The organism is Pseudomonas syringae group sp. J248-6, from assembly GCF_032586995.1.
Classification (GTDB): Bacteria; Pseudomonadota; Gammaproteobacteria; order Pseudomonadales; family Pseudomonadaceae; genus Aquipseudomonas; species Aquipseudomonas amygdali.
The window spans coordinates 161,821-177,147 of record NZ_JAWHOP010000001.1 but is presented as its reverse complement, the minus strand read 5'-3'; the positions used below and the strand labels follow the sequence as shown (position 1 = coordinate 177,147).

9 protein-coding genes and 2 pseudogenes are annotated in these 15,327 nt (G+C 59.1%); 2 read left to right on the top strand and 9 right to left on the bottom strand.

Annotation, left to right across the window (positions count from 1 at the left end; translation table 11 throughout):
• Positions 1-40: 40 nt before the first annotated feature.
• Complete coding sequence (gene tspO / locus RYC17_RS00315; RefSeq protein WP_122259903.1) at positions 41-481, top strand: tryptophan-rich sensory protein TspO; 441 nt, start codon at positions 41-43, stop codon at positions 479-481.
• Positions 482-522: 41 nt separating this feature from the next.
• Here the strand turns inward: tspO and RYC17_RS00310 are convergent, their stop codons facing one another.
• From RYC17_RS00310 to RYC17_RS00285, 7 genes and pseudogenes are all read right to left on the bottom strand, one after another.
• The gene (locus tag RYC17_RS00310) at positions 523-1,701 is read right to left on the bottom strand and encodes a DUF2252 domain-containing protein (RefSeq protein WP_005777311.1); all 1,179 of its coding nucleotides are present in this window, start codon (positions 1,699-1,701) and stop codon (positions 523-525) included.
• Between the two features lie 184 nt (positions 1,702-1,885).
• Complete coding sequence (locus tag RYC17_RS00305; protein WP_058402950.1) at positions 1,886-2,623, bottom strand: NUDIX hydrolase; 738 nt, start codon at positions 2,621-2,623, stop codon at positions 1,886-1,888.
• Positions 2,624-2,829: 206 nt separating this feature from the next.
• A pseudogene (locus RYC17_RS26825) lies at positions 2,830-3,408 on the bottom strand (methyl-accepting chemotaxis protein); the annotation flags it as partial.
• Between the two features lie 279 nt (positions 3,409-3,687).
• Positions 3,688-4,458, bottom strand: a pseudogene (locus RYC17_RS26820) (MCP four helix bundle domain-containing protein); the annotation flags it as partial.
• Positions 4,459-4,849: 391 nt separating this feature from the next.
• On the bottom strand, positions 4,850-7,882 hold the full coding sequence (locus tag RYC17_RS00295; RefSeq protein ID WP_316902094.1) for an efflux RND transporter permease subunit: 3,033 nt from the start codon (positions 7,880-7,882) through the stop codon (positions 4,850-4,852).
• Entirely contained in the window at positions 7,879-8,994 is a 1,116-nt protein-coding gene (locus RYC17_RS00290; protein WP_316902092.1) for an efflux RND transporter periplasmic adaptor subunit, read from the bottom strand. The genes RYC17_RS00295 and RYC17_RS00290 overlap by 4 nt, the downstream gene beginning before the upstream one ends.
• A complete protein-coding gene (locus RYC17_RS00285) occupies positions 8,991-10,421 on the bottom strand; it encodes an efflux transporter outer membrane subunit (protein WP_316902090.1) in 1,431 nt (476 codons plus the stop codon). The genes RYC17_RS00290 and RYC17_RS00285 overlap by 4 nt, the downstream gene beginning before the upstream one ends.
• A 276-nt stretch (positions 10,422-10,697) precedes the next feature.
• Here RYC17_RS00285 and RYC17_RS00280 point away from each other — a divergent pair, with 276 nt between their 5' ends.
• Entirely contained in the window at positions 10,698-12,032 is a 1,335-nt protein-coding gene (locus RYC17_RS00280) for a diaminobutyrate--2-oxoglutarate transaminase family protein (protein WP_122259896.1), read from the top strand.
• A 151-nt stretch (positions 12,033-12,183) separates the two neighbouring features.
• On the opposite strand, the gene RYC17_RS00275 is transcribed toward RYC17_RS00280, so the two are convergent.
• Complete coding sequence (locus RYC17_RS00275) at positions 12,184-14,145, bottom strand: MacB family efflux pump subunit (protein WP_122280454.1); 1,962 nt, start codon at positions 14,143-14,145, stop codon at positions 12,184-12,186.
• Positions 14,146-14,147: 2 nt separating this feature from the next.
• Positions 14,148-15,305, bottom strand: a complete 1,158-nt coding sequence (macA, locus tag RYC17_RS00270; RefSeq protein WP_058402957.1) for a macrolide transporter subunit MacA — start codon at positions 15,303-15,305, stop codon at positions 14,148-14,150.
• Positions 15,306-15,327: the final 22 nt, after the last annotated feature.

Genomic DNA, 15,327 nt, shown 5'->3' with positions numbered 1-15,327 from the left:
TCATCTCACCGCCCTATAGCGTTTCGACCCAGGAAAAGCCATGACCTTTTTGATCTTCCTTCTAGCCTGCAGCGCCGCCGCAGCAACCGGCATCATCTTTAAACCAGGAGCATGGTACGAATCCCTTCAGAAACCGAGCTTCACCCCGCCAAACTGGGCATTTCCGGTAGCGTGGACCGTGATCTACCTGCTCCTCGCCTGGGCAGGGTATCGCCTGACGCTGCTCCCCAGCAGCCAGATCGTGCTTGCCCTGTGGGCTGCTCAGATAGCACTGAACACGTTGTGGACACCGGTATTTTTTGGTGCGAACCGCATTGTCGCGGCGATGGTGATTCTTGCTTTGCTGTGGATTGTTGTCGCCACAATGATCGTAATGGCCTTGCAGCTGGACATCATTACGGGGCTGATTTTGTTTCCCTATCTGGTATGGCTCTCGGTGGCAGCGGCGCTAAACTTTTCCATTCTGCGCCACAATAGATAATCGTCCCGGCTTTGCCGTCTATTGGCTCTGCGGCGAAACCGCTACAGCGCGTAACGGCGGCAATGCTCAAGGTAGCCTTGCTCGTGACTACCGACCAGTTGAACGACGCTCGACCATAGCCAGGAGGGCGCGTCCAGGGTATCGGATCGATTGCTTTGCAGGTCCCTGATCCACGCCGCACGTGTGGCCAGATCCATCTGTCTGGCGTGGGCTTTACCCACAACTTTGGCGAGATAAGCTGCGGCCTGCATGGCCTCTTGCTCAGTGAGCTCATCAAGTTCCAGCTTCATGTCCTGAGGAAGTAGCTCACGGATGAAGAACGAATGATCCAGCATTCGCACGGCAACCATTCGGCTACCCAGACCGGGCGACAGGTTCCGGGCGCCCTCCACCACCCGTTTGCCATTGTCTCTGGGCATGCGAGCCCTCGCAGTACGTGGGGCCGCCGCGGCGACGGCTTCCTTGACGTCGAGCAGGCAGAACTCTTCATCCTCTTCATCGCCAACACCCATCAGCACCGCATAGCGAAGCAGCCCCAGAGAGCTGCAGCCTTTTACCCAGTAGGCGGAGTCGAGTAAACGCACTCGGTCATCCTGGGACCTGCCTTTTAGCGATGTCACCAGCGCATGAATCTCCGGCGTCTCACAAAGCGCCTTGATTGCATCGCGTTCCGCACGTGACAGTTGCCAGAAATGTTTGCCCAGCGGAATGGTCGGTTGCGTACCTTCGAAACGCTCCTTTGCCAGATGCTTCCACGTGCGTTGTACCGCGCTGCGCATCCCCGCTTTCACTTGCGCAGGACGATCCGGCTCTTCATCGTCGTTGCCGATAAAAGCCTCTTCGTAGCCCTGCATCATCTCTTCCAGCATTCTTGCCGTGGTCACTCCGGGTAGATCCGAGCCACGAGCAGCCGTCGCCAACGACAGCCCCAGCCTCACCAGGTCATGGGCCGGATTACCGATGACGGCTTGATCGAGGTCGCGGATATGCATATCGATGCGCCCTCTCGAATCCCCTGTGGGCCCCAGATTACCGGCATGGCAATCCCCGCAGATCCAGACCGGCGGACCGCTGGGCAGACGCCTGCCCGACTGACTGTGAAGCCACTCATAGAACTGCGCGGTATTGCCGCGAACGAACGCGTGCGCAGACCTCGCCATTTTCAGGTTGCGCAGGTTGATGAGGGATTTGAGGCGTGTGTCGGGACGAGGCGTTTTCATCGGAAAACCTTGAAGAGGGTTATTCCATTGACTCGTGATGTGACAGGAATGTTTCAAGATATTTCAAATTTGATCAGTAGCCTGAATTCAGCGCTCAAGCCTGACTCAGACTACCCTGCGACATTCCGGAACGCGTTAAATCCACATATTTTGCCGTATAACTAAAGGCCGCGTTTCCTGTTGATCAGTCAGTTGTCGTAAAAATCTCCTGCTTTTTATGAGGTCCGATATTGGCGGAGTACTCGGTGGCGACGAGACCTCGGCTGAACGCCACATCTTTGAGTAACTGCCGGTTGGACAGGCTATTGCTGTCATCTGCCAGGTAGGCTGACAACGCTATCCATTTAGCTTCTTCGATCTCGGCAGTGTCCAGGATGTTGATACGCTGCGTCAGGGCCGTCATTCGGCAGATGAAGTGAATATTCGATTTGCCAAATTGGTAGGGATGTCTGGTGGTAAACGCCACGATGGATTCGTACTTCGATTCGATCCCGGTTTCCTCCAGCACCTCGCGCTCGATCGAATCCTGAATTCGTTCGGCGCTGTCTACGTGCCCTCCCGGCAGTTTGAAACCTTGGGTGCCTCGCTCCTTCACGACAAGGAGCTCCCCTGCCTCGTTAATCACGATGGCCCCCGCCCCTACAGTATGGGTAGGTATGAACGGGACGAATGCCTGCTCGAAGGGGCGGCGCACCAGGGTCAGTTGATCGGTCAGACAGCTATGGAAGGAGAACCCGGCAGCCGTGAAGATCGGAATGCTCTGGGCATTGCTTATAGGCAGTGTGACCCAGGCCAGCGCCAGGCGCTCGTTTTCGATGAGGGTAACCAGCACGTCGACAGCGTCACGCAACGCTTGCGGGTCATTTGGCAGTGAAGCTGCGTCGACAATGATCCCGTTGAATTTGTCCCGTGTGAATTCCAATGTACACCTTTGGATTGGTCTGTCTGCCGGGATTGTAGTGAGACGGGAGCAGCTTTGCGAATGATCGTGGCTGGACAGGTCGACACTCTTACGCGAGTCGCCCCCGCAAACTGGCGAGGTCAATCCGTAGAAAGGACAAGAACAAGGTATGCAGCATGTATTCCCGGTCCAGACAATCAGGCCGGTAATACACCTGCACGAGCCCGTTAAAGCTTGAACTGCGCAACCATGGTGTTGAACGAAGTCGCCAGCCGTGACAGTTCCTGACTGGACGCGCTCGTCTGATTGGCGCCTGCTGCGGACTGCGCGCTGAGCTCCTGAATATTGACCAGGTTGCGATCCACTTCGCGTGCGACCTGAGCCTGCTCTTCGGACGCCGAGGCAATCACCATGTTGCGCTCGTTGATCGTACCCACGCCAATGGTGATTTTTTCCAGTGCGCTGCCGGCGCGCTGAGCAAGTCCCTGGGTGTTGGTGGCCGTCGCCAGGCTTTTGCTCATTGCAGCGACCGCACCGTCGGCACCGGACTGCACGGTACCGATCATGCCTTCGATTTCCACCGTTGAAGCCTGGGTGCGGTGCGCCAGAGCGCGCACTTCGTCGGCTACCACAGCAAACCCTCTGCCTTGCTCACCGGCGCGTGCAGCCTCGATGGCGGCGTTCAGCGCAAGCAGGTTGGTCTGTTCCGCAATGCTGCGGATGACCTCAAGCACTTTGCTGATGTCCCGGACGTGGCCGGCAAGCGTGGTCACTGACCCCGTCGACTCGGTAATCTCCCTGACCATCGTGCCGATGCCCTTGACGGTGTTATCCACCTGGCCACGACCGTTCGCGGCGTCGGTTGCCAGTGCTTTGGACTCCTCTGAGGTAGACACTGCATTGCGGGCTACCTCTTCAACAGCAGCCGTCATTTCGTTTACCGCCGTTGCAGCCTGTTGAATCTCGTCATTTTGTCGAGTAAGGCCGCGTGTGCTTTCTTCGGTGACCGCGCCAAGCTCTTCGGCTGCGGAGGCAAGCTGATCGGACGCGCTGGAAATCTCCTGAATCGTGCGTTTCAAATTGCTCTGCATCGTGCCGATCGCATTGAGCAGGTGCCCCGCTTCATCGCCTCGGGTGCTGGAAACGCTCTGGGTCAAGTCACCCGATGCAATACGCTGTGCAACTTCGATAGCGCTTCTCAGTGGTCCGGTAATCATGCGAGTGATCAAAATACCCAACATGATCGCCACCACAAACGCGATGACAATACCCGCCGTCAACATGAATACCGAGTTGCTTTGCAGCCTGTCAGCGGCCTCTGCACCTTCTTTGATCTGGCGCTTGTTGGAGTCGATCATGATCTGCAGATAGCCGCGAGCCTTGTTGAACTCCCCGTCCGCCAGCGCGTTGAGGCGATTGCGCGCGTCTTCCAGTTTGCCCGCTTGCTGCAGGTCAAAGATGTTCTGGGAAGCAGAGATGTAGGCTGACATCAAGGCGTCGTACTGGTCGCCCGCTGCGCGTTCATCGTCCTCCAATGGGGTGGCGCGGTAGATGGCATAGACTTTCTGCGCACGCTCCAGCTCGGCATTGATACTTTGGCGCATTTTCTCCGCCGTGGCCTTGTCCTTGGCATCGAGCAAACGGTAAAGCCCGCGGTTATGAGTGGTCAGGGCGGTCATCGTCTCGTTAGTGTTGGCCACTGAAACCAGATTATTCGAGAACGTCAGCTCAAGGGCGTCGGAGAGCCGGTTGATACCGAGCATACCCAAACCACCCACAGCCAAGGTGATCATGGCGCAAACGATGAACGCGGCCATGAGTTTTTTAGCGAAACTGGTGCGATTTATCAGGTTCATTGATTATCCATCATCGTTAAGTAAGGGGGCACTTCTGTCCGAGAGCCCTACTGCACTAGAGGCGAGTAGTTGAACGTGGGTTTTGCGCACTTTTGCGATAAGCGATTTTTCGGACTACAGAAGTAATCATCCAATTTCTGTGCCAGAGCAGGACCTGCTTGTTCACTGCATCCTGACTTTTCGCGATCCCTGTCGTTATCGGCATGAACCGGATTTTATGAATAGACACTGCGGTGTTACTGGATAAAAAGATGGTGACTAAATAAAAAACGGGCACTGCTGCGCAGGGTTTGCCAAGTAGAACCCAGGGAGGAAAACGTCTCGGCATGCCAGGTATTCCAAGGCGTTGGCCCACGTCAGCGAGCCTGCGACGATAGCGGATTACACGGTTTTATCGAGGCCTGCGAAACCATCCTTTAAGTGTCTCATGGCCATCATCGATATAAGTAAAGATAACGGGCACTACCAACAGGCTTAGTACGGTTGAGGCCAACAGTCCGCCGATAACGACCACCGCCATCGGTTGACGGAAACCTGATTCTCCGCCCCATCCCAATGCTGTCGGCAACATGCCCGCACCCATTGCAATAGTGGTCATCAGAATTGGCCGGGCACGTTTGTGGCAGGCGTCGATCAACGCCTCATAACGGCTCACGGCTGGCTCACGACGAGCCATGATCGCGTACTCCACCAACAGGATCGAGTTCTTGGTCACGATCCCCATCAGCATCAGCAAACCGATGACCGATGCCATGGAAAAGCTCATCCCGCCTATCAACAGTGCCAACAGTGCGCCGCCGAGCGATAAAGGCAGTGCCGAGAGGATGGTCAGCGGCTGCATGAAATCATGGAACAGCAGAACCAGCACCGCGTAGATACAGAACACGCCGACGGCCATCGCCAGGCTGAAGTTGCCAAACAGCTCGCTCATCAACTGCAACTCGCCCTGCTCTACCAGTTTCACTTGCGCTGGCAGGTTCTGCATGACCGGCGCCTGCCTGGCCTGCTCCATCACTTCGCCCAGATTGCGCCCATTGAGCTCGATGGAAAGAGTGATATTGCGCAAGCGATCGATACGATTAATCTGCGCGGGGCCGCTGCCCATGCTGATTTCTCCCAGAGACGCCAGCGCGATCTGGCCATCACGCCCCGTGACCCGTAACTGAGCGAGACTCTGCAGGTCGGTGCGTACTTGCGGCTGCATACGCACCCGCACATTGACCTGGCGCTGGGACAGATTGATCTTGCCCAGGGACGAGCTGTATTCGCCGTAGGTGGCCATGCGCAGTGTGTCGGCGATGTCCTGGCTACTGACGCCAAGCTCTGCCGCGCGGACAACATCCGGGCGCATCTGGATTTCCGGCCTTTGCACCGCAGCACTGGAGGTGATGTTGCCGACGCCTTTTATCTGGCGCAGCTGCGGTTCAAGAGCTGCGGCGGTACGCTCCAGCAAATCACCATCATCGCTGGCGAGGACGATGTCCAGCCGCTCGCCGCTGGCGTCACCACCGACATTTACCCGCACACCGGGCAAACTGCGCAGACTTTCACGCATGCTCGCTTCCACCTGGGACTGTTTCAGTGTGCGCTGGTTACGTGGTAGCAGATCGACGGTCAGCGCCGCCTTGCGATCACCCGCACTGCCCGCATCGCCGCTGCCCGCCGCGATGAAAACGTGGGCCACTTCTGGAATCTCGCGTAAACGCTTCTCAGCCTGCAAGGCAATCTCGCCGGTCTGGGCCAAGCTGCTGCCGGGCGGCAACTCCAGGCTGACGGTGCTGCTGGCAATATCCTGCGCAGGCAAGAAGCTGGTCGGCAGCAAGGGAATAAGTGCCAGCGAGCCTATGAACAAGACACCGACAATGGCCATGGTGGTCTTGCGGCGGCTCAGGCTGGTGTGAATCCAGCTCAGGTAACGTCTCATCAAACCGCTGTCGTGCTCACCATGCGCGCGAGCCTTGAGAAAATACGCCGCCATCATTGGCGTCAACAAACGGGCGACCAACAACGAAAACATCAACGCAGCGCTGGCAGTCACACCGAATTGGCGAAACAGTTTGCCGGAAACCCCGCCCATGAAAGCGGTTGGCAGGAACACCGCGACCAGAGTCACAGTGGTTGCCAATACCGCAAGGCCGATCTCGTCGGACGCCTCAATCGCTGCCTGACGCGGGGTTTTGCCCATACGCAGGTGTCGCGCAATGTTTTCGACCTCAACAATTGCATCATCGACCAGAACGCCGATCACCAGGGCCAGCGCCAGCAACGAAACTGTATTGAGGCTAAAACCGGCAAAATACATCACGCCAAATGTCGGGATAATCGACAAAGGCAGTGCTGTGGCCACGATAATCGTCGCCCGCCAGTCACGCAGGAACCACCAGACCACTAACACCGCCAGCAACATTCCTTCGTATAGCAGCATCATGGAGCCGCGATAGTTTTCCATCACCGGGTCGACGGCATTACTCGCTTCTTCAATACGCACATCAGGGTGTTGCCTGGCGAACTCACTGACTGCCTGGCGCACATCCCTGGTCACTCCGACGTCGGAAAAACCCAGAGAGCGCATGACCTGAAAGCCAATCACCGGTTTGCCGTCGCGATACGCCAGGGTGGTGCGCTGGGCATGGGTATCACGCACGGTGGCCAACTGCTGCACAGCGAGCATTCGCCCTTCGCTGACGGGAATGCGTATAGCGCCCAGCGCCGCCGGGTCGTCAATGCCGCCGAGCACACGCAGCGCCTGCTGACCGCTGCCCAGATCGCCCTGACCGCCGGAATTGTCTTTCTGCATCGTCCGCAAACGATCCGCAATGTCTGTCACGCTCAGGCCCAGACCGGCCATCAGCGCGGGATCAAGGTCCACCTGAACTTCGCGGTCCACACCGCCCACGCGGCCGATGTTCGCGACACCACGCACGGTCAGAAGCTTTTTGCTCAGCTCATTGTCGACAAACCAGGACAACGCTTCTTCGTCCATGCGTGGCGCATCGACCACATAGGTCAGCAACGCCGTGGTATTGGTGGTCAGGCGGGTTACCGATGGCGTGTCGAGGTTGGCTGGCAACTCGGCGGCAGCGCTGTCCACCGCATTGCGCACCTCGTTGAGCGCTTCATTGCCATCCTTGTCAATGTCGAATATCACATTGATGATGACGCTGCCTTCGGCAATTTGCGTGCTGACATGCTTGAGCAAGCGTAGCGAGGTCAGCTTGTCTTCGAGCTTGCGCGCGACTTCGGTTTCCAGTTGCTCGGGGGCGGCCCCTTCCAGTGAGGCACTGATGACCACTGCGGGCAGATCGGTGTCGGGAAAGTCCTGGATACCGAGACGATCGAATCCAAGGGCACCAAACAGGGTCAGCAGTAAAAACAGCATGACCGCCGGAACCGGGTAACGAATCGACAGCGCGGAGATATTCATTGCGTGCGCGCCTCGGCGTTGACCAGCGTCACGCTGGCCCCGTCATTGAGAAACGCCCCACCGCTACGGACGATCTGTGCCTGTTCTGTCAGACCTCCGAGGATTTCCAGCGCCGATCCACGCCGCCGCCCGACCTCTACGACTTGTTGGCTGACATGCATATCCTTGCCCAGCACGAACACATAAGAGCGTCCGTCACGCAGGATCACACTGGTATCCGAGACAGTCAGCGCTGCAGTGGATGGCAGTTCGATGCGACCGCTGGCGTACATGCCGGCGCGCGCCATCGACCCAGTGGGCAGGGAAACATAGACCAGCGCCCTGCTGGTCTTGCTGTCGAGTATTGGCGAGACCAGCCGCACGCGACCTTCGACCTGAATACCGCCTGGCAACGTCACGCGAGCGAGCTGTCCGACCTGCACACCTGGCAGTTGCTGTGCATCCAGTTCTGCCTGCCACTCGATGCGGCCATCCCGGATCATCCTGAACATTTCGCTGCCCGCCGACACCACATCGCCGAGCAAGGCCTTGCGCCCGGATATGACCCCGTCATCCACCGCGACAATGCGTGTCTGCGTGAGTTTGATCCGGATACTGCGCAGGTCGGCATTTGCCGAGGCCAGGTTGGCTTCAGCGGTCTGCACCTTGACCCGGTATTCTTCCAGTTGCTGCTCGGACAAGGCCCCGCTCTGTCCGACCAACGCCGCACGTCGCGCATTGGAGCGGGCTTCCTGCAATTGCGCCGTGGCCTGGGCTGCCGCTGACTTCTGCTTGTTTTCCTCGGCCAGCACGCTGTCATCGGCCAGGGTCGCCAAGACCTGGCCTTTCTTCACCTGATCGCCGATATCAGCCTTCAGGCTGGCGATCCGCAAGCTTCCGGTTTCGGCACTGATAACAGCTTCCTGCCACGGCGCGAGCGCACCGCTGGCCACCCGTTCCTGTGGCCATTCTTCGTGGCGCGGTTGAACCGCCTCGACGGTAAGGCTGGTTGACGGCGCAGCAGCAGCAGCAGCAGCCGGGGTCGGGGTCGGCTCTGCACGGCCAAACAATAGCCAGCCTGAAACGCCCAACACCACCAGCGTCAACAGCCCATACATGCGTATCTTCGTCATACGCCGCCCCGCTTCGCTGTCTCACTGGCCAAACCTTCGCGACTGTCCTGCCATCCACCGCCCAGGGCCTTGTACAGGGCAATCCAGTAGCGCACTTGATTTTGTTGCACGGTGATCAGTTCGATTTGCGCCGAAAGGGCCGAGCGTCGCGCCACTTCGCGGTCCAGCAGGCTGGCGTTACCGGCCTGCCAGTTGCGGTCTGTGGCCTCGAACGACGCTTCATAACCGTCGCTGGCCCGCTGCGTACTGGCTTGCGAACGCCGCGCCGCGTCCAGACGCACCAGTGCCTGCTCAACTTCCATCACCGACGTGCGCAAGGTCTGCCGATAGGTCGCCAGCGCCGCGTCATAATCTGCCCGTGCCGAGTCCACTGCCGCCCGGCGCTTGCCTGCGTCGAACAGCGGAACAGTCAGTTGCGGGCCGAGGCTCCAGTTACGGCTGAATACTCCAGTGGTGGTCCCCACCTCGAACGAGCCGATCAGACTCAGGCTGGGCAGACGATCCGCCTGAGCAGCGCCAATCTTCGCATTCGCTGCGGCCAGTTCACGTTCGCTGGACGCCAGATCCGGGCGCTGGCGCACCAGGTCGGCGGGTATTTCCCGTACATCCAGCGACGCAGGCTGCGGCAGTCGCGCGGGGTTATGGCCGAGCACTTCCCGCACCTGCTCCTCGTCGCTACCGGTCAGGGCCACCAGGCTTTTGAGCAGCACGTCGCACTCGCTTTGTTGTTTGATGAGGGTCGCATTACTGGCCGCCGCACTGGCGTCGCTCAACGATGAATCAGCGGCTGCGGTAAACCCGGCCTGAAACGACACACGAGTCAGACGTGCGGTCTGTTCCTGGGATTGCGCCTGATCACGGTAAGCGTTCACCAGCATCTGGCAGCCGCGGTACTGCACGAAGTCATCACCGACCTCGGCCGCCAGCGACACACGAGCGTCATGCCAGTCATTGACACGTGCTTCGAGCAGATTGCGCGAAGCTTCGTCGGTGCGTCGTAATTTGCCGAACAGGTCCAATTCCCAGGACGCATCGAGGGTTGCCCCGGAAGTCGTACCGCTCTGGCGCGCCCCGCTCTGCCTGATGCCAGCGCGTGACTTGCTCGCGCCGCCGCTCACTTGTGGCAGCCTGTCGGCAAAGCTGCCGTCCAGCGTCGCGCGTGCCTGGGCGATGCGCGCCAGAGCCTGATCGAGAGACGGGCTGTCTGCTTGCGCCAGACGCAACAGGGTTGCCAGTGCAGGGTCATCGAACTGTTGCCACCAATCCTGCAGCCCCACCATCGACGCGTCATGGGGCAGCGGCGCATGCCACTTGCCGGCAACCGCCACCGCAGGTAACTGGTAGTCCGGCCCTAGCGTGCAGCCGCTGAGCAGTGACACCACAAACATCGACAACAGGAATCGGCCAGCAGGTTTGCCAATAGACATAAAGCTCTCGAAAATTCCGGAACAGTGGTGTCTGGAGAAAAGAAGCAACGGGGCAGGAATCCGGACGATCAGGAGCGTTGTCGCGAGGTTTCCTGCTGCGCCACAAATCCCTTTCGTAGCATGCATTTAACGCTGGAGGCCGCGGTATGTATGTCGTGGAATACGGGGACAGTCCCACGGCGATAAGTTGGCGATCCCCCTGAGGTTCTTACAGAATCGGGCCCTGCTCGAACCGAGTAGCAATGAATCCGTACCTGTGCCAACAAGGGATCGACTATGGAAGAGTTAAGTAATCTCAAGAAACTGGAGTCGAATGCGCGCACCTACGCAGCGACCTTCCAGCAGCTGTTTGTCAGTGGCAAGGGCATGCGGGTCAAGGACGCCAACGGCCAGGAGTACCTCGACTGCCTGTCGAACGCTGGCACGCTGGCACTGGGTCATAACCCGCCGGTGGTCCGCGAGGCGGTGATCGAATTCCTCAACAGTGATCATCTGCAGCAGGCCCTTGACCTGGCCACACCGGCCAAGCACGCCTTCGTCGAAGAGCTGTTCGCGACGTTGCCCGCCAGAATGCGCGACAACAGCAAAATTCTGTTCTGCGGCCCCAGCGGTTCTGACGCGGTCGAAGCCGCAATCAAGCTGGCCCGCCATTACACCCAGCGCTCGCCGCTGATGTCCTTTCACGGTGGTTATCACGGCATGACCGCTGGCGCATTGTCGGCCATGGGCAACCTCAACCCCAAGGCCGGGCTGCTGGCCCAAGGCACCCACTTCCTGCCCTTCCCCTATCGTTTCCGCTGCCCGTTCGGCACCGACGGCGAAAACACCGACCGCCTCTCCATCGAGTACATCCGCACGGTACTCAGCGACCCGGAAAGCGGTGTGTCCAAACCCGCTGCGGTGGTGGTCGAAGTGGTTCAGGGCGAAGGCGGCTGCATTGCGGCGTCGGCAGAATGGCTGCGCGCTGTGCGTGATATCACTCGCGAGTTGGGAATCCTGCTGATTGTCGACGAAGTGCAAACCGGACTCGGACGTACCGGCAACCTGTTTGCTATCGAACATTCCGGGATAACGCCGGATATTCTGGTGCTGTCCAAGGCCATCGGTGGCGGCTACCCGATGTCAGTGATCGTCTATGCCGAGCACCTCGATACATGGGGCCCAGGCATGCACGCAGGGACGTTTCGTGGCAATCAGGTGGCGATGGTGGCCGGGGCTGCGACCATGCGTCATATCAAGGAGCACGATCTGGTCGGCAATGCTGTGCTGCGCGGTGAGCAGTTGCACAGCGGGCTGGAGAACATCGCTCGACAGTTCCCGTTTATCGGCGATGTCCGTGGCCGTGGCTTGATGCTCGGGGTAGAAATCGTCAAACCGGCTACAGGATCACGTCCAGGGGTTGGCGATGGCGCACGTGCGCGGGCGATCAAGCTGGAGTGCTTCAACAACGGCATGATCATCGAGACAGGTGGACGCAACAGCGCAGTCGTGCGCTTCCTGCCACCGTTGAATATCACCGAATCGGAAGTGGGCATGGTCCTCGACCGCTTCGAACAGGCCCTGATGAGCAGCAGCGCAGCACGGGTTTCCAGCGTCAGCGCGGTAGGCTGAGTCCTCGCAACAGCCTGCTCGAGAGGCTGATACAGCGACAGATAGCCGTCGGCTGCATCAGCCTCTCGTGAGCAGGATCCCTTCCACACTGCCCACGTCAGCGGGCCGTCGATATCGTCATGCAGAACATCCCTGTCCTGCAATCCTCTCGTCAATCCCGTGCCAGCGCCTCGATCGGATCGAGCTGTGCCGCGTTGCGTGCGGGTACGAAGCCGAACACGATGCCGATCAATGTCGAGCAGATGAACGCAGTGACAATCGAGCCCACGGAGAACACCATCTGCCATTCCTTGACCAGCAGTGAAAACACATAGCCGATCACGAACGACAGGCCGATGCCGATGACCCCGCCAATCAGGCAAACCATCACCGCCTCCACCAGAAACTGCTGACGGATATCCGACTGGCGTGCCCCGACTGCCATGCGAATGCCGATCTCGCGTGTCCGCTCCGTGACCGACACCAGCATGATGTTCATCACCCCGATACCGCCGACCGCCAGCGAGATCACCGCGATCAACGACAGCAACAGGGCCAGCGACTGGCTGGTCTTCTGCACCGTTTGCATCACGCTGTCGAGGTTGTAGGTGAAAAAGTCCTTGGTCCCGTGACGCTTTTGCAGCAGTTTGTTGACGTTGTCCTCGACCACCTTGCTCGGCTGCCCGTCCTTGACCCGCACGGTGATGCCGTCCAGGTAGGTCTGACCCAGCAGGCGGCCAGAGGCGGTTTCGTAGGGCATCCAGATATTAAGGTTCTTGCTGGTGTCGAAAATGTTCTTCTTGTTCTCCGTCACGCCGATTACTGTACAGGGCAGGTTGCCCACCAGGATCACCTGGCCCAGCGGGTCGACCTTGGGGCCGAACAGGCGAATCCGTGTGTTGTAATCGATCACCACCACTTGCGCTTGCCGCCTGGCGTCATCCTTGTTGAACCCCACCCCCAAGCCCATTTTGGTGCCACGCACCTGGAAGTAACTCGGGCTGACCCCGCTCACCGTCGCCGATACGTCGATGTTGCGGTAGCGCACCAGCAGGTTGCGGCCGATATTCGGTGTGGCGCTGTCGATGTAGTACTCACTGCTCAACGCCGCCACATCGGACAGCGCCAGGGTCTGGATATCCATTGACTTGGTGTCGCCAAAGTCACTGCCTGGGAACACCTCGATGGTGTTGCTGCCGATGGCCTCAATGTCCTTGAGCACATAGCGCTTGGCCCCTTCGCCGATCGCAACGATCGACACCACCGAGGTAATGCCGATGATGATCCCGAGCATGGTCAGCAGCGTGCGCATGCGGTGCGAGATCAGCGCCACCCAGGCCATGACGAAGGCCTCCTGGAACAGGCCGAGGTTCGCCATCAGCCGGTTGCCCTGGCTGGGCTTGGTGGGCAGGCGCTCGGTGGTTTTTTCGTTGATGATCGGACGGTCAGGGTTTACCCGGTCGGCGATGATCTCGCCGTCACGCATCTCGATGATGCGCTCGGCGTGCGCTGCAACCTTCTCATCGTGGGTCACCAGAATCACTGTGTGCCCGGCGCTGTTGAGCTCCAGGAGGATGTTCATCACCTCCTTGCCGCTGACGCTGTCGAGGGCCCCGGTAGGTTCGTCGGCCAGAATGATCTCGCCGCCGTTCATCAAGGCCCTGGCAATACTGACCCGCTGTTGCTGGCCGCCTGAAAGCTGGCTTGGCCGATGCTCCAGATGCCCGGGCAGGCCCAGCCGCTCAAGCAGCTTCTGCGCGCGCTCTACGCGCACGCCCTTGCCGGTGCCTGCGTAGATGGCAGGCATTTCGACATTCTGTATCGCCGGCAGGTGCGGCAACAGGTGATAACGTTGAAAAATGAAACCGAAGTGATCGCGGCGCAGCTCTGCCAGCTCATCATCGGTCAGCGTCCCGGTTTCACGCCCGTCGACCTTGTAACTGCCGCTGTTGGCGTGATCCAGACAACCCAGCACGTTCATCAGCGTTGACTTGCCGGAACCCGATGCCCCGGTAATGGCAACCAGTTCGCCAGCATTGATCGTGAGGTTGATGTCATTAAGCGCGATGAAGTCCTTCTCGCCAGCGACAAAACGACGGGTTATCCCCTTGAGTTCCAGAAGAGCTCGACTCATGGTCAGGCCCCCGCTGTCGCTGGTGTGGCCGATGGTTCACCGATCACCACCTGGTCGCCCTCGGCAAGGCCGCTCTTGATCTCGACCCGCACGTTGTTGTTGATGCCGGTCTGCACGTTACGGCTCTGGGCCTGGCCCTGATTGTCCATCACGCGCACCGGGAAGGTGCCGTCGCCGTTCTTGTCGCCCAAAGCTGCAACAGGCACAGTCAGTACGTCCTTGGCCTTTTCACGCACGATATGCACCTGGGCGGTCATCGAAATACGCAGACGGTGATCAGGGTTGGGGACGTCGAACAATGCGTTATAGAACACCGCACTGTTTGGCTTGCCGGCGTTGCTGGACTGCGCGTCAAGAAAGTTTTGCGGCGCCGGTTCCGTGCCTTTCAGTTTGGCGTAATAGCGTTTTTCGGCATCGCCGAGGATGGTGAAATACACCTCTTGGCCTGGGGTGATATGAATCACGTCGGCCTCGGAGACCTGCGCCTTGACGGTCATGGTGTCCAGGTCTGCCAGCTTGAGGATCACCGGCGTCAGTTGGCTGGCGATCACGGTCTGGCCTTCCTGGGTCACGATACCCACCACGTCACCGCTGATCGGTGCGACGATGCGGGTGTAGCCCAGATTGATCCTGGCGGTCTCGATCTGGATTCCTGCGTCGCGCACCTGTGCTTCCAGCGAGCGAAGGTTGGCACTCCGGACTTCGAAGTCTGATTGCGCCGTATCGAAGTCCTTTTGCGAGATCGCGTCATCCGCACGCAGTTGCTTGTAGCGTTGGTAAATGGCTTTGGCGTCCTTGAGCTGCGCGGCAGCCGCGTCCTTCTGGGCGATCAGGTTCTGTTCGTTGACCTGCGACTGGCGCAGGGTGTTCTGCAGCACCACAGGATCGATTTCCGCCAGCCACTGACCTTGTTTGACCTTGTCACCCAGGTTGACCTTCAGTGACTTGAGCTGGCCTGAAACCTGCGCGCCGACATCAACCTGCTTGATGCCTTGCAGCACTCCGCTGGCCAGCACCGAGTTTTCGATATCGGTGCGTTCGACCTTGGCGGTCAGATACTCCGGTGCCTTTTCCGGGGATTGGATGCCGTAGGCAATACCTGCTGCCAGAACCAACAGCACAACAACAATGAGCACTTTGCGAAACTTCAACTTTTTCATAGAAAGCCACGAATGTGTTGAG

Coding starts and splice junctions, on each gene's coding strand:
- tspO (WP_122259903.1), top strand. CDS start 41: ATGACCTTTTTGATCTTCCTTCTAGCCTGCAGCGCCGCCGCAGCAACC.
- RYC17_RS00310 (WP_005777311.1), bottom strand. CDS start 1,701: ATGAAAACGCCTCGTCCCGACACACGCCTCAAATCCCTCATCAACCTG.
- RYC17_RS00295 (WP_316902094.1), bottom strand. CDS start 7,882: ATGAATATCTCCGCGCTGTCGATTCGTTACCCGGTTCCGGCGGTCATG.
- RYC17_RS00290 (WP_316902092.1), bottom strand. CDS start 8,994: ATGACGAAGATACGCATGTATGGGCTGTTGACGCTGGTGGTGTTGGGC.
- RYC17_RS00285 (WP_316902090.1), bottom strand. CDS start 10,421: ATGTCTATTGGCAAACCTGCTGGCCGATTCCTGTTGTCGATGTTTGTG.
- RYC17_RS00280 (WP_122259896.1), top strand. CDS start 10,698: ATGGAAGAGTTAAGTAATCTCAAGAAACTGGAGTCGAATGCGCGCACC.
- RYC17_RS00275 (WP_122280454.1), bottom strand. CDS start 14,145: ATGAGTCGAGCTCTTCTGGAACTCAAGGGGATAACCCGTCGTTTTGTC.
- macA (WP_058402957.1), bottom strand. CDS start 15,305: ATGAAAAAGTTGAAGTTTCGCAAAGTGCTCATTGTTGTTGTGCTGTTG.